Source organism: Caenimonas terrae, from assembly GCF_042655405.1.
Classification (GTDB): domain Bacteria; phylum Pseudomonadota; class Gammaproteobacteria; order Burkholderiales; family Burkholderiaceae_C; genus Ramlibacter; species Ramlibacter terrae_A.
Genome location: NZ_JBHSMF010000003.1, coordinates 118,560 through 138,437 on the forward strand (window position 1 = coordinate 118,560; position 19,878 = coordinate 138,437).

The window sequence follows — 19,878 nt, forward strand, 5'->3', positions numbered from 1 at the left end:
GCAAATGTCCGACCAAACCAATCCGCAGGTCGTGGTGCCCACCGTCGAGGGCCCGGTGGCAGGCATCGCCCTGCCGCTGCGCCGCGGCAAGGTGGTCAACGCCTTCAAGGGCATCCCCTATGCGGCGCCGCCGGTGGGGCCGCTGCGCTGGCGGCCGCCGCAGCCGGTGAAACCCTGGACCGAGGTGCGGCCCGCGCTTGCGTTCGGCGCCGACCTGCCGCAGGCGCCGAACCCGCGGCTGCGCGCGCCGTCGCAAAGCGAGGACTGCCTGTTCCTGAACGTCTGGGCACCGGCCGGCGCCGCTCCCGCTTCGCTGCCGGTGATGGTGTGGATCCACGGCGGCGGCTTTGCCGGCGGCAGCGGCTCGGACCTGCGCAGCGACGGCGAGGCCATGGCGCGCCGGGGCGTGGTGGTGGTGAGCTTCAACTACCGCGCCGGCCTGTTCGGCTTCCTGGCCCATCCCGCGCTCAGCCGCGAGTCGGAGCATGGCGTCTCGGGCAACTACGGCCTGCTGGACCAGATCGCCGCGCTGCAATGGGTCAAGCGCAACATCGCGGCCTTCGGCGGCGATCCGGCGCGCGTCACTGCCTTCGGCGTCTCGGCCGGTTCGGCCTCGATCTCGCTGCTGCTGGCCTCGCCGATGGGCAAGGGCCTGTTCCAGCAGGCCATCCTGCACAGCCCGGGCGCGGCGCGCCCGCTGTCCACGCTGGCCGAGGCGCAACAGGCTGGCACCGCGCTGGGCGACGACATCGATGCCCTGCGCGCGCTGCCGGCCGACGAACTGTTGGCCAAGACCGCGCTGCTCTCGCCCAAGGTGCGCGGGCTGACGACGCCGCGGGTGCTGCGCCCGATCCGCGACGGCTGGCTGCTGCCGCAAGACGAGCGCCCGGTGTTCAAGTCGCACCGGCTGCATGCGATGCCGCTGCTGGTGGGCAGCAATGCCGACGAGGGCACGCTGCTGACGAAGGCCTGGCCGGTGGACAGCGTGGCCGGCTACAAGGAGGTCGTGCAGGCCAATTTCGGCGACGCCGCGGCCAAGGCCATGCGGCTTTATCCGGCGGCGTCGGACAAGCAGGTCCGCGCGCGCGTAGCCGAGATGTTCGCCGACACGCAGTTCAACTACGGCACCCGGCTGCTGGCCCAGGCCATGTCGACGCTGGAGCGAAAGACCTGGCGCTACCTGTTCCTGCGGCGCCGGCCGCACCAGGCCGACGGCCCGCACCACGGCGAGGAAGTGGCTTATGTGTTCGGCACCATCGCCGATGCGCCGGCAGGCGAGACCGTGGATTACGACACCACCGACCGCGAAATCTCCACCGCCATGATGCAGGCATGGACCGCGTTTGCAGCGACCGGCAACCCCAACGCACCCACCCTGCCGCGCTGGGCGCCCTACGACCCGGCCGCCGACAACTACATGGCCTTCGGCGACACCGTCGAGCCGGGCCGCGGCTGGCGCCAGCCGCAGCTGGACTTCCTGGACCGGTTCTACGACGCGGCAGCTGGCTAGAATGGGCGCGACTCAGGGGGTGCGATGGAAGAAGAAGCAGCTGACCTGCCGGCAGCGACCCGGCGCAAGGCCATCGCGTACGCGCTGGCGCCGTTGATCCTCAGCGGCTGCGGTGGCGGCGGCTCGTCCGATCCGGCACCCGCGCCGGCACCGCCGCCCCCGGCAGCGCCGCCGCCGGCGCCCGCCCCGCCATCGATCAGCACGCAGCCGGCCGACACCAGCGCGACCGCCGGCGCCCCGGTGGTGTTCAGCGTGGCCTTGGGCAATGACAGCGGCGCCAGCTACCAGTGGCTGCGCAACGGAGTCGAGATCGCCGGCGCGACCCAGGCAAGCCTGCGCATCGCCCCGGTCTCGCTGCTCGACTCCGGCGCAACCTTCTCGGTGCGGGTCGCCAATGCGGCCGGCAGCGCCACCAGCCAGGGCGCCCGCCTGAGCGTCGCCTCCACCGCCTTCACCCTGCTTGCCGGCACCGGCGGCCAGGCCGGCGCCGCGCTGGGCGACGTCGACGGCTTCGCAAGCAGCGCCCGCTTCACCTCGACCTCGCCGATGGCGGTGGACAACGAAGGAAACATCTATGTCGTCACCTACGGGGCAATCCGCAAGGTGACGCCGGCCGGCGCCGTCACGGCATTCGTGGGCCAGTACGGCCAGCCGGGCCGGCGCGATGGCAGCGGATCGGCAGCCCGCATCGCGGGCCCGTCGGGACTGCTCTTCGATTCCGCCCGCAACGTGCTGGTGTTGCTGGACGCGAGCGCCGGCACCAGCGACGCCACCTGCGACCCGGCCTTTGCGCTGTTCTGTCCCACCGCCACCGCGTACGTCCGCGAGCTCACGCTCTCGGGCACGGTCACGACCACGCTGCCGCTCTCCGGACCCGCTGCCCTTGCCGGGCTGGTGAGCGCACCCGGTGCAGGCTTCTGCACCGCCGGCGGCAACGCCTACGACACCGAAGCCCCCGCCCTGAATTTCTACCCGCGCGCGCCCACCGCCGTCTACCGGATTGCCGGGCCCGGCGCCGTCGTGCTCGTGGCCGGCAACCCGGATGTGCGGGGCTACAAGGACGGCAGCGCGGCCTCGGCCCTGTTCTCGCGCATCGCGGGGATCGCCGCCGACGCCGCGGGCAACCTGTACATCGCCGACGGCAAGCGGGTGCGCAAGCTGTCTCGCGATGGCGTGGTGAGCACGGTGGCGGGCAATCCCGCGGTGGCCGGTGCGCGCGACGGCCCGGGCACGGCGGCGAGCTTCAGCTCCATCAACTCGATCGCCATGGATCCGGCCGGCAACGTGCTGGTCGCCGATGCCAACCTGATCCGGCGCGTCACTCCGGATGGAAACGTCACCACCGTGGCGCAGGTCACGTCGCCGGATTCCTACAGCCTGCTGGCGCTGGCGCTGGGCCCGGGCGGCGCGGTGGACGTCGGCGGCTTCAGCTACGTCGGGCGCTTCGAGGCGTTCCCGGGCTAGCCGATCCGGGCTGCCCGCCAGCCCGCGGCTTCGCCTTGCGGCCTTTGTCGCCTGCGGCGCGTGCTTCGCATCGCGCAGCGCGGCGTCCACCAGCGCGTTACGCCGGGCGGGCGGAGACCGAACAGGCAAAATGCCTGGATCGGCATGTCAAGGAAGAAGAAGGATGGGATTGGGAATACGCGGCGCGGTCATCGCCGGCGCCAGCGCGGCCCTGCTTGCTTGCGGCGGCGGCGGCGACGGCCAGCAACCGGCACAGGGGCTGCGTTTCAACACCGATGCGGCATTTGTCAACGCCCTGGGCGGCGCCTCGCTGACCGACCTTGCCGCCGTTGACCCGGCCGGCGGCCGCTACACGGCCAGCCTGACCTACAGCGCCCTGCCGGACGGCAGCTTCGCCGGCGCGCCGGCCAGGCGCAGCCTGCAGACCACCACGGTCGGCCGGGCCGGCGAGCCGCCCGCCGTCACCACCCTCACGGTGTTCTACGAGACCGAGCCGGCCCGCATCCTTGCCACCGTCACCGACGCCGGAACGACCACGGTCTTCGCCCAGGCCACGCGCCTGCCGGCGGCCGGCACCGTCGGCCAGTCCGGACCGCTTGCCCAGGGAACGGTGTATGCCGGCACGGCCCTGACAGCGCCGACCGGGACCGAGACCCTGTCCTGGTCGATCGAGGCGGACGGCGCCACCACTGCCCTGGCCTGCCTGACCTCGGTCTCCGGGCCCGCGAACTGGGTGTCCACGGAAAGGGACTGCTTCAGGATCGACGGTGCGGGCAACATCTCCGGCGGCACGATCTCTATCGAGCGGCCGGGCGTCGCGCTGCATTTCTGGCGCTAGCGCGCGGCGGCGCGAGGCGCTAGAAGGCTGAAATCCCGGTCTGCGCCCGTCCCAGGATCAGCGCGTGGATGTCGTGGGTGCCCTCGTAGGTGTTGACCACCTCGAGGTTCACCAGGTGGCGCGCCACGCCGAATTCGTCGCTGATGCCGTTGCCGCCCATCATGTCGCGGGCCACCCGCGCGATGTCCAGGCTCTTGCCGCAGGAGTTGCGCTTCATGATGGAGGTGATCTCCACGCTGGCCGTGCCTTCGTCCTTCATCCGCCCCAGGCGCAGGCAGCCCTGCAGGCCCAGCGTGATCTCGGTCTGCATGTCGGCGAGCTTCTTCTGGATCAACTGGTTGGCTGCCAGCGGCTTGCCGAACTGCTTGCGATCGAGCACGTACTGCCTGGCACGGAACCAGCAGTCTTCAGCCGCTCCCAGCGCGCCCCAGCTGATGCCGTAGCGGGCGCTGTCCAGGCAGGTGAACGGGCCCTTGAGCCCGCGCACCTCGGGGAAGGCGTTTTCTTCCGGGCAGAACACGCCGTCCATCACGATCTCGCCGGTGACCGAGGCGCGCAGGCCGACCTTGCCCTTGATGGCCGGCGCCGACAGGCCCTTGGCGCCCTTGTCCAGCACGAAGCCGCGGATCGCGCCTTCGTCGTCCTTGGCCCAGACCACGAACACGTCGGCGATCGGGCTGTTGGTGATCCACATCTTGGAGCCGGTGAGGCTGTAGCCGCCGTCCACCTTCTTGGCCCGGGTGACCATGCTGCCGGGGTCGGAGCCGTGGTCCGGCTCGGTCAGGCCGAAGCAGCCGATCCACTCGCCGGTGGCCAGCTTGGGCAGGTACTTGCGCTTGGTCGCTTCGTTGCCGAAGGCGTTGATCGGCACCATCACCAGCGACGACTGCACGCTCATCATCGAGCGGTAGCCGGAATCGACCCGCTCCACCTCGCGCGCGACCAGGCCGTAGCAGACGTAGTTCAGGCCGGCGCCGCCGTAGGTCTCGGGGATGGTGGCGCCCAGCAGGCCCAGCTCGCCCATCTCGCGGAAGATCGACACGTCGGTGGTCTCGCCGCGGAACGCCTCCACCACGCGCGGCGCCAGCCGCTCCTGGCAATAGGACGCGGCGGCGTCGCGCACCTGGCGTTCGACGTCGGTGAGTTGCAGGTCCAGCAGCAGGGGGTCGGCCCAGTGAAAGGATGCTTTGATGGCCATTGGGAACTCCGGGGTCTGTAGGTTGGATCAGGCGGGGATGACCGCGGTGGCTTCGATTTCGACCTTGGCCCGATCCTCGATCAGCGCCTTCACTTCCACCGCCGTCATCGCCGCGTTGTAGCTGCCGATGATTTCACGGAAGGCCCGGCCGATCTCCTTGCCCGCGGCGAGATACTCGCGCTTGTCGGTCACGTACCAGGTCATCCTGACGATATTCTCGGGCTTTCCGCCGGCCTCCCGCAGCACCTCGGCGACATTTTGCAGGGCCTGGCGCACCTGGGCGGCGAAATCGTCGCTGTGGAACACGCCCTGGGCGTCCCAGCCGATCATGCCGGCGATGAACAGCATGCGCCCGCTGGCGGCCACGCCGTTGGCATAGCCCCGGGGGCGCGGCCAGCCGGGGGGCAGGATCACTTCCATGTCGCTCATGTCGCCTCCCCGGCGGATTTGAGAAGCTCCCTGCCGATGATCAGCTGCTGCACCTCGGTGGCGCCCTCGTAGATGCGCAGCGCCCGGATCTCGCGGTACAGCATTTCCACCGGCTCGCCGCTGACCACGCCCTGGCCACCGAAGATCTGCACCGCGGCGTCGATCACGCGCTGCGCGCCCTCGGTCGCGGCCAGCTTGGCCATCGCTGCCTCCTTGGTCACGTTGCGGCCCTGGTCGCGCTGCCAGGCGGCGCGGTAGACCAGCAGCGCGGAGCTGTCGATGGTGGTGGCCATCTGCGCCAGGCTGGCCTGCGTCAGCTGGAAGTCGCCCAGCCGCTGGTTGAACATCCTGCGGGTGGTGGCGCGCCGCAGCGCCTCGTCCATCGCATGGCGGGCAAAGCCCAGCGCCGCCGCGGCCACCGAGGTGCGGAACACGTCCAGCGTGCGCATCGCCACCTTGAAGCCCTCGCCGGCGGCGCCGATCCGCTGCGACAGCGGCACCCTGCAGCCGGTGAAGCGCAGCTTCGCCAGCGGATGCGGCGCGATCACCTCGATGCGCTCGGCGATCTCGAAGCCCGGCGTGCCGGCGTCCACGATGAAGGCGGAGATGCCGCGGGCGCCGGGCGCCTCGCCGCTGCGCGCGAACACCACGTAGAAATCCGCGATGCCGCCATTGGAGATCCAGGTCTTCTCGCCATCGAGCACCGCGTGCTCGCCCTCGATCCGGGCGCTGCACTGCATGGCGGCCACGTCGGAGCCGGCTTCCGGCTCCGACAGCGCGAAGGCGGCGATCGCCTCGCCGCGCGCCACATTGCCCAGGTAGCGCTCCTTCTGCGCCGGCGTGCCCTGCAGGCTGATCGCGCCGGAGCCCAGGCCCTGCATCGCGAAGGCGAAATCCGCCAGCCCGCTGTGGCGGGCCAGCGTTTCGCGGATGAGGCAGATCGAGCGCGTGTCAATTTCACTCCGTTCGGGCTGAGTCTGTCGAAGCCCCCGCGCGGGCCCTTCGACAAGCTCAGGGCGAACGGTGACTGGTGTTCCCACCGCATGGTTCAGCCAGCCGGCGGCGCCGAGCGACTTCACCAGCGCGCGGCATTCCGCGTCCACATCCGGCCCGTGCTTTTGCGGGATGTTCTGCGCGGCCCAGGCGTCCAGCCCGCGGGCCAGGTCGCGGTGCCGCTGCTCGAAGAACGGCCAGTCGAGGAAAGTGGTGTCGCCCATCTGCATGTCCCTTCAGTTGCCCTGGAAGACCGGTTTGCTCCTGGCGACGAAGGCCTCGTAGGCGCGGGTGAAGTCCTCGGTCAGCATGCAGATCGCCTGGGCCTGCGCCTCCGACTCGATCGCCTGCTCGATGGTCATGGCCCACTCCTGGTGCAGCATGGTCTTGGTGATGCCGTTGGCGAAGGTCGGGCCCTCGGCCAGCTCGCGCGCCAGCGCCTGCGCCTGCGCCAGCACATCCTCCGGCGCGCACAGCCGGTTGAAGAAGCCCCAGCGCTCGGCCTCCTCGCCGCCCAAGGACCGGCCGGTGAACAGCAGCTCGCTGGCGCGGCCCTGGCCGACAATGCGCGGCAGCATGGCGCAAGCGCCCATGTCGCAGCCGGCCAGGCCGACGCGGTTGAACAGGAAGGCGGTCTTGCTGCGCGCGGTGCCGAAACGAAGATCCGACGCCATCGCGACGATCGCGCCGGCGCCGGCGCAGATGCCGTCGATGGCCGCGACGATCGGCTGCGGGCAGGCCCGCATCGCCTTGACCAGGTCGCCGGTCATGCGGGTGAACATCAGCAGCTCCGGCGCCTCCAGCCTGACCAGCGGGCCGATGATCTCGTGCACGTCGCCGCCGGAGCAGAAGTTGCCGCCGGCGCCGGTCACCACCACGGCGTGGACGTCGGTGGCGTAGCGCAGCTGGCCGAACAGGTCGCGCAGCTCCGCGTACGACGCGAAGGTGAGCGGGTTCTTGCGCTCGGGGCGATTCAGCGTGACGGTGGCCACCTTGCCCTCGACCTGCCACTGGAAGTGCTGCGCCTGGTAGCCGGCCAGCGGCTTGCGGTTGCCGGCCAGCAGCGCGGGATCGACGCGATCGGTGTTGCTCATATGGCCCCCACGTTTGCCGCCAAGGCGGCTGCACTGCCCCCCGAGGGGGCGTGAAATTGCTTGAAGCGGTTCTGCGCTGCGTTCATTGGGTTTCGTCCTTGGTGACTGGCTGCGCCGCCAACTGCTTCTCGCGCTCCAGGTTGCGTTCCAGCTGGGTCTTGCCGGAACGGTATTGCTTGGGCCACTGCACGTCGGTGTAGCCGATCTTCGCCGCCTCCAGCAGCGTCCACGATGGCGTCGCCAGGTGCGGCCGGGCGATGGCGCACAGGTCGGCGCGGCCGGCCGCGATGATGCTGTTCACGTGGTCGGCTTCGGAGATCGCGCCCACCGCGATGGTCGGGATCCGCACCTCGTTGCGGATGCGGTCGGCGAAAGGCGTCTGGTACATGCGGCCATACACCGGCTTCTGCTTCTTGCTGACCTGCCCGGACGAGCAATCGATCATGTCGGCGCCAGCGTCCTTGAAGGCCCGCGCGATCTCCACCGCGTCATCGGCCGTGATGCCGCCCTCCACCCAGTCGTGGGCGGAGATCCGCACCGACATCGGCAGCAGTTCCGGCCAGGCCGCGCGCATCGCCGCGAACACCTCCAGCGGATAGCGCAGGCGATTGGCCAGCGAGCCGCCGTAATCGTCGGTGCGCTGGTTGGTCAGCGGCGAGATGAAGCTGGACAGCAGGTAGCCGTGCGCGCAATGCAGCTCCAGCCAGTCGAAGCCGGCCTGGGCGGCCCAGCGGGTGGCACGCACGAAATCGGCGGTGACGCGGTCCATATCCTGGCGCGTCATGGCACGAGACCACTGGCTGACGCCATCGAGGTATTGCTGCGGCGAGGCGGAGATCAGGGGCCAGTTCTGCCCCTCGTCCAGCGGCAGGTCCTCGCCCTGGTCCCAGGGCACGCGGGTGGAGCCCTTGGCGCCGGCGTGCCCGAGCTGCAGCGCGATCTTCGCGTCGCTGTTGCCATGGACGAAATCGACGATGCGCCTCCAGCCGCCCGCCTGCTGCTCGTTCCACAGCCCCGGGCAGCCGGGCGTGATGCGGGCGTCGGGCGAGGGACAGGTCATCTCCGCCATGACCATGCCGGCGCCGCCGGTGGCGCGCGCGCCCAGGTGCACCAGGTGGTAGTCGGCCGGCAGGCCGTCGACGCAGGAATATTGCGCCATCGGCGAGACCACCACGCGGTTCTTCAGCGTCACGGCGCGCAGCGTGAAGGGCGTGAACATCGGCGGGATCGAATGCTGCGCCGGGGCACGCTCCACGCCCGAGCGCTCCGCGATCCAGTCTTCGTAATGCTCGACATAGCCCTTGTCGCGCAGCCGCAGGTTCTCGTGGCTGATGCGCTGGCTGCGGGTGAGCAGCGAATAGGCGAACTGTTCGGGCGGCAGGTGGGCGTAGCGAGCCACGTTCTCGAACCACTCGGTGGAGTTGCGGGCGGCGTTCTGGATCTTGAGCACCTCGATGCTGCGCACGGCTTCGTATTGTTGGAGCGCCTCCATCAACCGTTCGGGCTGAGCCTGTCGAAGCCTATCCTGAGCTTCGCCGAAGGGCCCTTCGGCAAGCGCAGGGCGAACGGCATTCAGGCAGCGCGCCAGCTCGATCGCGTCTTCCAGCGCCAGCTTGGTCCCCGAACCGATCGAGAAATGGGCCGTGTGCGCCGCATCGCCCATCAGCACCACCGGGGTGTTGCCCCCGGCGCCGCCCCGGTGCACCCAGGTCTTGCAGACCACGCGCGGGAACCTGATCCACTGCGCCGAGCCGCGCAGGTGCGAGGCGTTGGACATCAGCTTGTGGCCGTCCAGCGTGCCGGCAAACAGCTCCTCGCAGAAGGCGATCGATTCCTCCTTCTCCATCTTGTCCAGCCCGGCGTCCAGCCAGACCTGCTCCGGCGCTTCGACGATGAAGGTGGAGGTGTCGGCGTCGAACTGGTACGCATGGGCCTGCAACCAGCCCCAGCGCGTCTCCTCGAAGGCGAAGGTGAAGGCGTCGAACTTCTTGTGGGTGCCCAGCCAGACGAAGCGGCACTTGCGCACGTCGATGTCGGGCTGGAACGTGTCCGCGTGCTGGGCGCGGATGCGGCTGTTCAGGCCGTCGCTGGCGATGATCAGGTCGGCGTCCGGATAGTCGGCGTCGCTCTTCGCATCGGTCTCGAACACCAGCTTCACGCCCAGCTCCTCGCAGCGCTGCTGCAGGATGTTGAGCAGGCGCTTGCGGCCGATGCCGCAGAAGCCGTGGCCGCCGGAGCTAACCTTGCGGCCGCGGAAGTTGACCTCGATGTCGTCCCAGTGGTTGAAGGCGCCCAGGATCTCGGCGGCGGTCTGCGGATCGGCCGCCTGCAGGTTGCCCAGCGTCTGGTCGGAGAACACGACGCCCCAGCCGAAGGTGTCGTAGGGCTTGTTGCGCTCGACCACGGTGATCTCGTGCGCCGGGTCCTGCTTCTTCATCAGGAGCGCGAAGTACAGCCCGGACGGCCCGCCGCCGATGCAGACGATGTTCATGTGCGCTCCAATACTGGGGACCTATATAGTTTAAGTCTAAAGCATCTCGGCGGCGTTGTCATCCTGGCCGGACCCGCCCGGGTGCCGGGTCAGGTCCGGCCTGACAGGTCGCGGCATCCAGCTATTTGGACGCGACGAAGCGCTGCATCAGCGGCCCGATGATGTCCAGCGGCAGCGGAAAGACGATGGTCGAATTCTTGTCGGCGGCGATCACCGTCAGCGTCTCCAGGTAGCGCAGCTGCAGCGCCTGCGGCTCGCGCGCCAGCACGGCGGCCGCTTCGGCCAGCTTGTGGGAGGCCTGCAGCTCGCCCTCGGCGTGGATCACCTTGGCGCGGCGCTCGCGCTCGGCCTCGGCCTGGCGGGCGATGGCGCGCACCATGGTGTCGTTCAGGTCCACGTGCTTGATCTCGACGTTGGTCACCTTGATGCCCCAGGTGTCGGTCTGCGCGTCCAGGATCTTCTGCACGTCCAGGTTCAGCCGCTCGCGCTCGGCCAGCAGGTCGTCCAGCTCGTGCTTGCCCAGCACCGCGCGCATGGTGGTCTGGGCCAGCTGGCTGGTCGCCTCCAGGAAGCGCTCCACCTGGATGATGGCCTTGGCCGGGTCGATCACGCGAAAGTACAGCACCGCGCTGACCTTGACCGAGACGTTGTCGCGGGTGATCACGTCCTGGCTGGGGATGTCCATCACCACCACCCGCAGGTCCACCCGCACCATCTGCTGGATGCCCGGGATCAGCACCACCAGCCCCGGCCCCTTCACCTTCCAGAAGCGCCCGAGCTGGAACACCACGCCGCGCTCGTATTCGCGCAGGATGCGCAGCGCCGACATCGCGACGACGATCGCCACGATCAGCACGAAACCCAAGCCGAATCCGCCTGCCAGCATGTCGTTCTCCTTGTTGGACGCCCTCAGGCGGGCGCGATCTCCAGGGTGGCGCCGCGCAGCCCCGTCACCCGCACCCGGTCGCCCGGGCGCAGCTGCGGCGGGCCCTGCACCTTCCAGGGCTCGCCCTGCACCAGCGCCCAGCCCTCGCCGCCCGCATATTCCAGCAGCTCACCGGGGCAGCCCAGCACCGTCTGCACGCCGCTGACCACCGGGCGGCGCCGGGTGCGCGCCGCCATCGTCCCTACCAGTGCAACGAAGGCCACCGACAGCAGGGCCAGCAGGCCGATCAAGGGCAGCGGAATGCCGTAACCGGGCGAATCGGTGTCGATCAGCAGCAGCGCGCCGAACACGAACGCCACCGCGCCGCCCAGGCCCAGCGCGCCGAAGCTGGGCACGAAGGCTTCGGCCACCAGGAAGCCCAGGCCCAGCAGGATCAATGCCAGTCCGGCGTAGTTGACCGGCAGCATCTGCAGCGCGAACAGCGCCAGCAGCAGGCTGATGCCGCCGACCACGCCCGGCGCCACCATGCCGGGATTGGCGAACTCGAACACCAGCCCGTAGATGCCGACCATCAGCAGCACCAGCGCCAGGCTCGGATCGGCGATCACCGACAGCAGCCGGCTGCGCCAGTCCGCGGCGAAGGCGATGGTCGGCGCGTCGCGCGTGGCCAGCCTGACGACGCCGCCCTGCGTCTTGAGCTCGCGGCCATCGAGCTGGCGCAGCAGGTCGGGCAGGTCGCGCGCCACCAGGTCCACCACCTTGAGCTCCAGCGCATCGGCAGCGGGCAGGCTCACCGCCTCCCGCACCGCCTTCTCGGCCCACTCGGCATTGCGGCCGCGCAATTGCGCCAGGCTGCGGATGTAGGCGGCGGCGTCGCCGATGCGCTTGGCCGCCATCGCGTCACCGGTGGCCGGCGCAGCGGCGCCCGACGCGCCCTTGGCGGGCGCCAGCGGATTGGCCGGCTCGGTGCCGGGCAAGCCGATCGACACCGGCGTGGCCGCGCCCAGGTTGCTGGCCGGGGCCATCGCCGCGACGTGGCTGGCATAGAGGATGTAGGTTCCGGCGCTGGCGGCCCGCGCGCCGCCGGGCGCGACGAATGTAGCGACCGGCACCGGCGAAGCCAGGATGTCCTTGATGATGCTGCGCATCGCCAGGTCCAGCCCGCCCGGCGTGTCGATCTGCAGCACGACCAGTTGCGCCTCGTGCTTGCGCGCCTGCGCCAGGCCGCGGTGCAGGTAGTCGGCGGTGGCCGGGCCGATGGCGCCTTCCACCTGCAGCACGATCACCGGCGGCGCAGCGGCCAAGCCGGGGGCCGCCTGCGCCAGCAGGAGCAATCCCAGCAGCCAATGCAGGACGCGGCCCATGCACCCAGTCTAGGAACTGCGGCGACGGAGCGCAACGGGGCGCCGGCCGCCCTGCCCGGCCTTGAAGACCTTGCTACTGGGCGGGCGCCGCGGTTCCGCGCAGCCCGGCGCGCTCGCTGGCGCGCACCAGCTCGCCGTTGCGACGCACGTCGTCGGCAAAGGCGCGCAGGAATGGCATGCCCGCATCCCTTCCCTTGGGAACGGCGGGTGCCAGGTGCTCGCTGCCCCAGCGACCGTCCAGCACGCGCGAGCCCGGCAGCCGTTGCGCCTGCTCGAACAGGATCGCCTTGTTGGTTGCGAAGCCGTCGATCTCCCCGAGGCGCAGCGCCGCCCGCGCCGCATCAAGCGTCGGGAAGCTGCGCAGCTTGGCCTGCCGGAACCGCCCGCCCAGCACGCGTTCGGAGGAACTCCCCTGGCTGACCCCGATGGTCACGCCGGGCTCGTCCATCTTGTCGGCCGCGGTCACGCGCGACGACGAGTGCACCAGCACGCCGAGTTCCAGGTCCACCAGGGTCGGCGCGAAGTCGACCAGCTTCGCCCGTTGCTCGGTGGCGTTGGTGATCGTGAAATCGGCGTCTCCCCGTTGCACGGCCGCCAGCGCTTCCGCCAGCCGGGGATAGACCACCACCTGGGCCGGCACGCCCAGGCGGGCGGCCAGCGAGCGTCCCAGGTCGACGCTGACGCCGCGCATGGCGGCCGGCGGCGCCGGTTCCACCAGCGACGTCGGGCTGCCGGGATAGACCGCCACCCGCAGCGTGCCGGTGGGCGCGAGCGCCGCCCGCGCCGCTGCCGGCGCAACGGTCGATGGCGCAATGGCGCAGGCGGCAAGCAGCGCTGCGCCGCCCAGCAGCGCCGCCAGCGTGCGGCGGCGTGGAAGATCCGCGGCAGGGAACATCGACATCGGATGGCCCCTGCGTCAGAACACGTGCGTCATGCCAAGGCTCAGGCCATTGGACGTGGACTTGCCGCCGGCGACACCGTAGTCGCCCTTCCACTTGGTGGTGTCCAGCTCGACGTACACCTTGCTGCGCTTGGACAGCTTGTATTCGACGAAGGCCAGCAGCCGCCCGAAGCCGTCGTCGGCCTGGCCGGTGCGGCTGCGGTCGACCTTGTAGTAGCCCGCCAGCACGTCCACCAGCGGCGACACCGCATAGTTGACGCCGACGGCGAGCAGCCGGTTGCGCGTCACCGCGGTCGCCGAGGTCTCGCCCCGGTTGTAGCCGGCGTTGGCCATCACGCGCAGCGCCGGCAGCGCCTGCCAGCTCGCGCCGATGTTGCCGGCCTTGAGTTCGCGGTCGTTGGCGTCGCGGAACTGGGTGACGGCGCTGGTGAGCGACAGGCGGGGGGTGAGGTAGTCCAGGCCCAGTCCGGCGGAGCGCAGCTTGGAGGACGAACCGGCCACCTCGCCGAAGCTGTACATGGCGCGCGCCATGACCGGACCCACCGGCACCGAGTACTTGACCGAGTTGTTGACGCGGTTGGACGAGCCGCTGGAGCCGGTGGCGCCGAACTCGACGCCGAGCAGGTGGCCGGTCAGGCTGGTCACCTGGATGTTCGGGTTCAGGCCGGCGAAGCGCAGGCCGATCGGGTCGGCCACGCCGGCCGAGTCCGCCAGCAGCGTGTTCTGCCGGCCCATCGTCACGGTCCCCCAGCCGCCGGCCAGGCCGACGATCGAGGCGCGGTCGAAGTACGTGGCGGCATTGGCCGGCATGCCGGTGTCCACGTTGATGCCGGATTCCAGGTTGAACAGGGCCCGCAGCCCGCCGCCCAGATCCTCCGTCCCGCGCACGCCCCAGCGGCTGGTCGGGCCGACGCCGCTGGCCACGCTGGTGGCGTTGGCAGGCGAGCGCGCATAGCCGCTGGTGAACCCGGTCCCGCTGCGCACCGACACATCGACGATGCCGTACAGCTGCACGCTCGATTGCGCCATCGCCGCCGAGGCCGCACACAGTCCGGCCGCGACGGCCAGCGTCTTCATCTTCGTCTTCATTGCTCTTCTCCTCGTTGTTGGAATGACAGGAAACCTGTTACTGGCGCGGCACCTTGGCGCGCACGATGACCTCGGTCCAGCGGCGGATCTCCGACGCCAGCAGGTCATGCAGCTCCTGCGGCGTCCCGCCGCCCGGGCTGACGTTCAGCTCGGCGAGTTGCCGGCGCACCCCGGGGTCCGCGAGCACCTTGTTCACTTCCCGGTTGAGCGTGGCGACCACCGGCGCCGGCGTGCGCGCCGGCACGGCCAGGGCATTCCAGGACGCGACGTCGAAACCGGGCACGCCGCTCTGCGCCATGGTCGGCACCTCGGGCAAGGCCGACGCGCGCCGCTTGCCCATCACCGCCAGCGGCTGCACCGCCTTGGCGGCGACCTGCCCGAGCATCGGCCCGAGGATCTCGACCGCCGCATCGACCTGGCCGCCGCGCAGCGCGCTGATCACGGCCGGCGAGCCGTTGAAGGGAACGATCTGGAAGTCGACGCCGGCGCTGGTCTTGAGCAGCTCCGCGGCCAGGTGCTGCGTGCTGCCGACGCTGATGGTGGCGACGTTGAGCTTGCCGGGATGGGCCCTGGCCTGCGCCAGCAGGTCCTTCATGCTGGCGAAGCGGCTGCCCGTGGCCGTCAGCACCGCGATGTCGAAGAAGCCCAGCGTCACCACCGGCGCGAAGTCCTTCTGCGCATCGAAGGGCAGCGACTGGAACAGGCCCGCGCTGACGGCGGTGCCGTTGCTCATGAGGAGCAGCACGTGGCCGTCCGGGTCGGCCTTGGCGACCAGGTCGCCGGCCACGACGCCGCCGGCGCCGGGCCTGTTCTCCACCACCACCGCCTGGTGCAGGTTCTCGCCGAGCTTTTGCGCGATGACGCGGGCCGTCAGGTCGGCGATGCCGCCGGGACCGAAGGGCACCACGATGCGGATCGGCTTGGACGGGAAGGCCTGCGCCCGGCCCCAGCCGGGCAACAGCGCGGCAGCCGCACCGGCCATGACGGTGCGTCGTCCGAATGCGGCGGCCATCAGAAGGTCGCCTTCTCGCCCGGCTTGAGCGCCAGCACGCGGGTGCTGCTGGTGCCCAGCGCCTGGCTGAATTGCGCCGGCGTGCCCTTGCCCAGCGGATTGGCGCCGTAGTGCATCGGAATGACATAGCGCGGCTTGATCCACTCGCGGGTCGCGAACGCCGCATCGGCGGGGTCCATCGTGAAGTGGCCGCCGATCGGCATCAGCACCAGGTCCGGCTTGTAGTACTCGGCGATGAACTTCATGTCCCCGAACAGGCCGGTGTCGCCCATGTGCCAGATCCGGAAGCCGTTCTCCAGCTCGATGATGAAGCCGACCGGCTCGCCGCCGTAATGCGATTCGTCCTTGCCGGTCGCCGGGTTCTTCCAGACGATCACCGACGAGTGCTCGGCGCGGACCGCGGTGACCTTGATCCCCGGCGCCGGCGTGATGGTGCCGCCCTTGTTGAAGCGCGGCACCAGGTTGGGCGGCAGGATGCCCAGCAGGCCCACGGTCTGGTTCATGTCGCCCGGCCCGTACATCGGCACCTGGTTGAGCAGCGCCAGCGCCGGCGCATCGGCGAAGTGGTCGAAGTGGCCATGGCTCACGAGCAGCACGTCCACCTTGCCCAGCGCCTCCAGGTTCTTGTACTCGGGCGGCGTGAGCGGATTGAGCTTGAGCCACGGGTCGGTGACGATCACCTTGCCGCCCGGCGAGGTGATGCGGAAGGCCGACTGGCCAAGCCAGAGCACCTCGGTCTTGCCGGCGGGCGTCTGGCCCCACGAGGCGGCCGAGGCCAGGGCAACCACGGCGGCGGCGAGCAGGCGGACGATGGTTTTCATTGTGGGGGCTCCTGTTGGGCGCTTGTCTTCAATCGAGCTTGATGCGTGCGTTCTTGACCACCCGCTCCCAGCGCGGGATCTCGCTGGCGATCAGCCGGCCGAACACCTGCGGCGTGGCCGGCGTGGCCTCGGCGCCCTCGGCTGCCAGCCGGGCGCGGACCTCCTCGGAGCCCAGCGCCTTGTTCACCTGCTGGTTCAGCAGCGCGACAACGTCGGCCGGCGTGCCGGCCGGAGCGACCAGCCCGTACCACTGGTCCGCTTCGAAGCCCTTGGTGCCGGCGATGCCGCTCTCGGCCACGGTCGGCACGTCGGGCAACAGAGCCAGGCGCCTGGGACTGGAGACCGCGAGCGCGCGCAGCTTGCCCGCCTTGACGTGGGGCAGCAGCGCCGGGATACCGGTGAAGAGCACCTGCACCTGGCCGCCCAGCAGGTCGGTCACCGCCGGCGCCGTGCCGCGGTACGGGATGTGCAGGAAGGAGGTGCCCGTCTGCATCTTCAGGTATTCCATCGTGGTGTGCGCCGCGCTGCCGTTGCCGCCGGAGCCGTAGGCCAGCGAGCCGGGCTTTGCCTTGGCCAGCGCAATCAGTTCCTTGAGCGTATGCGCCGGCACCGACGTGTTCACCACCAGCACGTTGGGAACGCGGGCGACCCAGGCCACCGGCGTGAAGCTGCGCACCGGGTCGTATCCCAGCTTCGGATAGAGCGACGGGTTGATCGCCAGCGTGCCGATGTGTCCCATCAGCAGCGTGTAGCCGTCGGCCGGCGCCTTGGAGGCCTTCTCCGCCCCCACCGACCCGCCCGCGCCCGGCACGTTGTCGATCAGCACCGGCTGGCCCAGTGCCTTGCCCAGTTCGACCCCGATCGCGCGCGCCAGCACGTCGCTGGAGCCGCCCGGCGTGAAGGGGACGATGATGCGCAGCGGCCGCGAGGGAAAGGTGCCCTGGGCGGACACGCCGGCGAGCGCCAGCGGTCCGGTTGCGAGGCCCGCGAGGACCGTTCTGCGATTGAGCATGAGACTGCCTTGTTGAAAAAAGATGAAAGCGTTCAGTCCACCGTGGCACCGGACGCCTTGACGGCGGCGGTCCACTTGACGATCTCGGCGTCGATCAGCTGCCTGAATTCCGCCGGGCTCATGGCCATCGGTTCGGCGGCCAGCATGGACAGCCGCTCCCTGACCTCCGGCGACTGCAGGATCGCCTGCACTTCGGAATGCATGCGCGCGACGATGGCCGGCGGCAGGCCGGCCGGGCCCAGCATCCCGTACCACGGCTCGGCGTCGATGCCCCGGACCCCCGCCTCCGACAGCGTCGGGATGTCGGGGAAGGCCGGCGAGCGGCGGGCGCTGGTCACGGCCAGCACCCTGACCGTCCCGGCCTTGATGTGCGGCATCAGCGGAACCGGGTTGTCGAAGGCCATCGGGATCTGGCCGCCGACCAGGTCGTTGACCAGCGGTGCCGAGCCCTTGTAGGGGATGTGCTGGATCTTGGTGCCGGCCGCCATGTTGAACATCTCGCCGATGATGTGCTGGGGCGAGCCGGAGCCCGCCGAGCCGAAATCGAGCTTGCCTTCCCGGCCGCGGGCCACCACGTCGGCCACCGTGTTGAGCCCGGACCTGGCGTTGACCACCAGCACGAAGGGCGCGCGGGCCAGCGGCGACACCGGCGTGAAATCAGTGCCCGGCTTGTAGGGCAGCTTGGGGTAGAGCGCGCCGGCGATGACGACCGGGCCGCTGGAGCCGACCAGGAAGGTGTAGCCGTCCGGCCTGGCCTTGGCGACGTAGTCGGTGCCGAGGTTGCCGGCGGCGCCGGCGCGGTTCTCCACGATCACCGGCTGGCCCAGGCGCGGCGACAGGCGCTGCGCCAGCAGCCGCGCCAGCACGTCGGTGGTGCCGCCGGGCGGATACGGGGAGACCAGCGTGACCGGCCGTGATGGCCAGGCGTCCTGGCACCAGCCGCTGCCGGCGGCCAGCAACGCGAAGCCGGCCAGCAGGAGCGGCGCGGCCAGGCGAAGGCGGATGGGTTGCTTCATGGTTGGCGCTGGAGTTGGCGGTAGCTTAACGAGGCGCGCGCCGGCGCCGCGAGCCCAGGCAAACCAGTGCATTGCCCTGGACGTTCATCGCGCCGCCTCGGCACCGATCGCATCGAACTGCGTGTCGTGCATCACGTCCACCACCGCGCGGCCACGCCGCACGGCCTGCACCATCTGCTGCTGCCGCAGCGCGATGCGCTCGCCCAGGTCCAGCACCGCCGCGATGCTCTCCTGCGGCACGAACACCACGCCGCAGCGGTCGGCGATCACGTAATCATCCTCGCGCACGGTGACGCCGGCGACGGCGACCGGCGTGCCGGAGGCCACCTGCACCACCCGGTTGCGGGCGCTGATCATGGTCAGGCCGCGGCCGTACAACGGGTAGCCCACGGCCTGGCTGCCGTCGACGTCCCGGCTCAGGCCGTCGATCACCGAGCCGCGCACGCCCTTGACGACGGCCGCATTGGCCAGGATGTCGCCCCAGCAGGACACGCCCTCCAGGCCGCCGGCGATCACCAGCACCCGGTCGTCGCCGGTGATGGCAGCGAGCACCGGCGTGATCAGGTGTTCGGACGGCTGCGCGTCGCGCTTGGGCCCGAGCTGGATGGTGCTGGCGCGGCCGGCCAGCTTGGGACAGTCCCACAGCGGCCGCAGCCCGCAGGTGGCGCCCGGCAGGCCGAGGAAATCGAGCGCGTCGGACACGGTGCTGGTGTCCAGGGCGAACAGGCGGGTGAGGAAGTCGGCAGTGGCCATCGGTGCTATCAGTTCGCAGGCGGCCACTATCGGCTCCCGGACGCCGCCTGTATATTCCAAAGAAGAGCATCCATCCATACGCCAAAGCTATCGTTCGATGATCAATTTTCGCCTTGTGCGTCATCTGTGGCTGTTCCTGGCGGTGGCAGAGGAACAGAATTTCGGCCGCGCCGCCAAGCGCCTGGGCATGTCGCAGCCGCCCCTGACCGAACAGATCAAGACGCTGGAGAGCGCGCTGCGGGTCAAGCTGTTCGACCGCTCCCGGCGCGGGGCCCACCTGACGGCGGCCGGGGCGGCGATTCTGCCGGCGGTGCGCAAGTTCGTGGAGCAGATGCAGCAGCTGGAACTGGCGGTGCACGAGGCGGCCGCCGGGCAGACCGGCGTGCTGACCATCGGCGCCATCAACTCCGCGATGGTGGACCTGCTGCCGCCGATGCTGGAGCGGATGCGCCAGCGCCACCCGGAGGTGACCGTCGCCGTCCGGGAGATCGACAGCGTGGAGGCCGTTCCGATGCTGCGCTCCGGCGACATCGACCTGGCCTTCGCGCGGCTGGCCGCCGCCAGCGAGGACGGCATCGAGACGCTGCCGCTGGTGGAAGACCGGCTGGCCGTCGCCCTGCCTCGCGAGCACCGCTTCGCCACCAAGCGCAGCGTGCGGCTGGCGCTGCTCGCGCAGGAGAGCTTCGTCATGTTCTACCGCCACGTCAGCCCCGACTACTTCGACGGCCTGACAGCCGCCTGCCGCACGGCGGGCTTCGCGCCGCACATCCTGCACGAGGTGCGCTCGGTGATGTCGCAGGTGGCCTTCGTCGGCTGCGGCCAGGGCATCGCGCTGGTGCCGGCGGCGTTCCGCAAGCTGGCGCCGGACAACGTCGTGGTGCGGCCGCTGCAGGAGAACATCAAGGTGGTGACCACCGCCATGGCCTGGAACAAGGACCGGCCGAACGTGCTGGTCGACCAGCTGCGGGCGGACCTGGTCGGGAGGCTGCGCCCCGCCGCCGGCTGAT

The 19,878-nt window shown here is 70.3% G+C and carries 18 protein-coding genes; 4 read left to right on the forward strand and 14 right to left on the reverse strand.

The window, feature by feature from the left end:
* The first annotated feature begins 4 nt into the window (after nt 1–4).
* The 3 genes from ACFPOE_RS05040 (at nt 5) to ACFPOE_RS05050 (ending at nt 3,812) form a co-directional block, all read left to right on the forward strand.
* Complete coding sequence (locus ACFPOE_RS05040) at nt 5–1,510, forward strand: carboxylesterase/lipase family protein (protein ID WP_376848925.1); 1,506 nt, start codon at nt 5–7, stop codon at nt 1,508–1,510.
* Nucleotides 1,511–1,534: 24 nt separating this feature from the next.
* The gene (locus ACFPOE_RS05045; RefSeq protein ID WP_376848926.1) at nt 1,535–2,974 is read left to right on the forward strand and encodes a hypothetical protein; all 1,440 of its coding nucleotides are present in this window, start codon (nt 1,535–1,537) and stop codon (nt 2,972–2,974) included.
* A gap of 163 nt (nt 2,975–3,137) precedes the next feature.
* A complete protein-coding gene (locus ACFPOE_RS05050) occupies nt 3,138–3,812 on the forward strand; it encodes a hypothetical protein (RefSeq protein WP_376848927.1) in 675 nt (224 codons plus the stop codon).
* A 19-nt stretch (nt 3,813–3,831) separates the two neighbouring features.
* On the opposite strand, the gene ACFPOE_RS05055 is transcribed toward ACFPOE_RS05050, so the two are convergent.
* The 14 genes from ACFPOE_RS05055 to ACFPOE_RS05120 all read right to left on the reverse strand — a co-directional run bounded on the left by ACFPOE_RS05055 (nt 3,832) and on the right by ACFPOE_RS05120 (nt 18,871).
* Complete coding sequence (locus ACFPOE_RS05055; RefSeq protein WP_376848928.1) at nt 3,832–5,010, reverse strand: acyl-CoA dehydrogenase; 1,179 nt, start codon at nt 5,008–5,010, stop codon at nt 3,832–3,834.
* A 27-nt stretch (nt 5,011–5,037) separates the two neighbouring features.
* Nucleotides 5,038–5,430 (reverse strand): RidA family protein, encoded by a 393-nt coding sequence (locus ACFPOE_RS05060; protein ID WP_376848929.1) that lies wholly within the window; start codon nt 5,428–5,430, stop codon nt 5,038–5,040.
* Between the two features lie 5 nt (nt 5,431–5,435).
* Nucleotides 5,436–6,656, reverse strand: coding sequence for an acyl-CoA dehydrogenase family protein (locus ACFPOE_RS05065; protein ID WP_376848930.1), 1,221 nt, complete (start codon nt 6,654–6,656; stop codon nt 5,436–5,438).
* A gap of 12 nt (nt 6,657–6,668) precedes the next feature.
* Nucleotides 6,669–7,526: an enoyl-CoA hydratase family protein gene (locus ACFPOE_RS05070; protein ID WP_376848931.1), complete on the reverse strand. Its 858-nt coding sequence runs from the start codon at nt 7,524–7,526 to the stop codon at nt 6,669–6,671.
* Nucleotides 7,527–7,608: 82 nt separating this feature from the next.
* The gene (locus ACFPOE_RS05075; RefSeq protein ID WP_376848932.1) at nt 7,609–10,017 is read right to left on the reverse strand and encodes a bifunctional salicylyl-CoA 5-hydroxylase/oxidoreductase; all 2,409 of its coding nucleotides are present in this window, start codon (nt 10,015–10,017) and stop codon (nt 7,609–7,611) included.
* A gap of 121 nt (nt 10,018–10,138) precedes the next feature.
* Nucleotides 10,139–10,903 carry a slipin family protein gene (locus ACFPOE_RS05080; protein WP_376848933.1) on the reverse strand — a complete coding sequence of 255 codons (765 nt, stop codon included), beginning with the start codon at nt 10,901–10,903 and terminating at the stop codon, nt 10,139–10,141.
* A 23-nt stretch (nt 10,904–10,926) separates the two neighbouring features.
* Nucleotides 10,927–12,267 (reverse strand): NfeD family protein, encoded by a 1,341-nt coding sequence (locus tag ACFPOE_RS05085; protein ID WP_376848934.1) that lies wholly within the window; start codon nt 12,265–12,267, stop codon nt 10,927–10,929.
* Between the two features lie 73 nt (nt 12,268–12,340).
* Nucleotides 12,341–13,168 carry a transporter substrate-binding domain-containing protein gene (locus ACFPOE_RS05090; protein ID WP_376848935.1) on the reverse strand — a complete coding sequence of 276 codons (828 nt, stop codon included), beginning with the start codon at nt 13,166–13,168 and terminating at the stop codon, nt 12,341–12,343.
* Between the two features lie 15 nt (nt 13,169–13,183).
* On the reverse strand, nt 13,184–14,257 hold the full coding sequence (locus tag ACFPOE_RS05095; RefSeq protein WP_376848936.1) for a porin: 1,074 nt from the start codon (nt 14,255–14,257) through the stop codon (nt 13,184–13,186).
* A gap of 37 nt (nt 14,258–14,294) precedes the next feature.
* The gene (locus ACFPOE_RS05100; protein ID WP_376848937.1) at nt 14,295–15,269 is read right to left on the reverse strand and encodes a tripartite tricarboxylate transporter substrate binding protein; all 975 of its coding nucleotides are present in this window, start codon (nt 15,267–15,269) and stop codon (nt 14,295–14,297) included.
* Complete coding sequence (locus ACFPOE_RS05105) at nt 15,269–16,090, reverse strand: metal-dependent hydrolase (protein ID WP_376848938.1); 822 nt, start codon at nt 16,088–16,090, stop codon at nt 15,269–15,271. The genes ACFPOE_RS05100 and ACFPOE_RS05105 overlap by 1 nt, the downstream gene beginning before the upstream one ends.
* 28 nt (nt 16,091–16,118) lie before the next feature.
* Nucleotides 16,119–17,102, reverse strand: a complete 984-nt coding sequence (locus ACFPOE_RS05110; protein ID WP_376848939.1) for a Bug family tripartite tricarboxylate transporter substrate binding protein — start codon at nt 17,100–17,102, stop codon at nt 16,119–16,121.
* Nucleotides 17,103–17,134: 32 nt separating this feature from the next.
* Nucleotides 17,135–18,118 carry a Bug family tripartite tricarboxylate transporter substrate binding protein gene (locus ACFPOE_RS05115; RefSeq protein ID WP_376848940.1) on the reverse strand — a complete coding sequence of 328 codons (984 nt, stop codon included), beginning with the start codon at nt 18,116–18,118 and terminating at the stop codon, nt 17,135–17,137.
* An 84-nt stretch (nt 18,119–18,202) separates the two neighbouring features.
* Nucleotides 18,203–18,871, reverse strand: a complete 669-nt coding sequence (locus tag ACFPOE_RS05120) for an RraA family protein (RefSeq protein ID WP_376848941.1) — start codon at nt 18,869–18,871, stop codon at nt 18,203–18,205.
* A gap of 97 nt (nt 18,872–18,968) precedes the next feature.
* Here ACFPOE_RS05120 and ACFPOE_RS05125 point away from each other — a divergent pair, with 97 nt between their 5' ends.
* Nucleotides 18,969–19,877 (forward strand): LysR family transcriptional regulator, encoded by a 909-nt coding sequence (locus tag ACFPOE_RS05125; RefSeq protein ID WP_376848942.1) that lies wholly within the window; start codon nt 18,969–18,971, stop codon nt 19,875–19,877.
* The last annotated feature ends 1 nt before the right edge of the window (nt 19,878 follow it).

What these genes read in the sequence shown, in the direction of transcription:
- ACFPOE_RS05040 (WP_376848925.1), top strand. Translation starts at nt 5, where the DNA reads ATGTCCGACCAAACCAATCCGCAGGTCGTGGTGCCCACCGTCGAGGGC.
- ACFPOE_RS05045 (WP_376848926.1), top strand. Translation starts at nt 1,535, where the DNA reads ATGGAAGAAGAAGCAGCTGACCTGCCGGCAGCGACCCGGCGCAAGGCC.
- ACFPOE_RS05050 (WP_376848927.1), top strand. Translation starts at nt 3,138, where the DNA reads ATGGGATTGGGAATACGCGGCGCGGTCATCGCCGGCGCCAGCGCGGCC.
- ACFPOE_RS05055 (WP_376848928.1), bottom strand. Translation starts at nt 5,010, where the DNA reads ATGGCCATCAAAGCATCCTTTCACTGGGCCGACCCCCTGCTGCTGGAC.
- ACFPOE_RS05060 (WP_376848929.1), bottom strand. Translation starts at nt 5,430, where the DNA reads ATGGAAGTGATCCTGCCCCCCGGCTGGCCGCGCCCCCGGGGCTATGCC.
- ACFPOE_RS05065 (WP_376848930.1), bottom strand. Translation starts at nt 6,656, where the DNA reads ATGGGCGACACCACTTTCCTCGACTGGCCGTTCTTCGAGCAGCGGCAC.
- ACFPOE_RS05070 (WP_376848931.1), bottom strand. Translation starts at nt 7,526, where the DNA reads ATGAGCAACACCGATCGCGTCGATCCCGCGCTGCTGGCCGGCAACCGC.
- ACFPOE_RS05075 (WP_376848932.1), bottom strand. Translation starts at nt 10,017, where the DNA reads ATGAACATCGTCTGCATCGGCGGCGGGCCGTCCGGGCTGTACTTCGCG.
- ACFPOE_RS05080 (WP_376848933.1), bottom strand. Translation starts at nt 10,903, where the DNA reads ATGCTGGCAGGCGGATTCGGCTTGGGTTTCGTGCTGATCGTGGCGATC.
- ACFPOE_RS05085 (WP_376848934.1), bottom strand. Translation starts at nt 12,267, where the DNA reads ATGGGCCGCGTCCTGCATTGGCTGCTGGGATTGCTCCTGCTGGCGCAG.
- ACFPOE_RS05090 (WP_376848935.1), bottom strand. Translation starts at nt 13,168, where the DNA reads ATGTCGATGTTCCCTGCCGCGGATCTTCCACGCCGCCGCACGCTGGCG.
- ACFPOE_RS05095 (WP_376848936.1), bottom strand. Translation starts at nt 14,257, where the DNA reads ATGAAGACGAAGATGAAGACGCTGGCCGTCGCGGCCGGACTGTGTGCG.
- ACFPOE_RS05100 (WP_376848937.1), bottom strand. Translation starts at nt 15,269, where the DNA reads ATGGCCGCCGCATTCGGACGACGCACCGTCATGGCCGGTGCGGCTGCC.
- ACFPOE_RS05105 (WP_376848938.1), bottom strand. Translation starts at nt 16,090, where the DNA reads ATGAAAACCATCGTCCGCCTGCTCGCCGCCGCCGTGGTTGCCCTGGCC.
- ACFPOE_RS05110 (WP_376848939.1), bottom strand. Translation starts at nt 17,102, where the DNA reads ATGCTCAATCGCAGAACGGTCCTCGCGGGCCTCGCAACCGGACCGCTG.
- ACFPOE_RS05115 (WP_376848940.1), bottom strand. Translation starts at nt 18,118, where the DNA reads ATGAAGCAACCCATCCGCCTTCGCCTGGCCGCGCCGCTCCTGCTGGCC.
- ACFPOE_RS05120 (WP_376848941.1), bottom strand. Translation starts at nt 18,871, where the DNA reads ATGGCCACTGCCGACTTCCTCACCCGCCTGTTCGCCCTGGACACCAGC.
- ACFPOE_RS05125 (WP_376848942.1), top strand. Translation starts at nt 18,969, where the DNA reads ATGATCAATTTTCGCCTTGTGCGTCATCTGTGGCTGTTCCTGGCGGTG.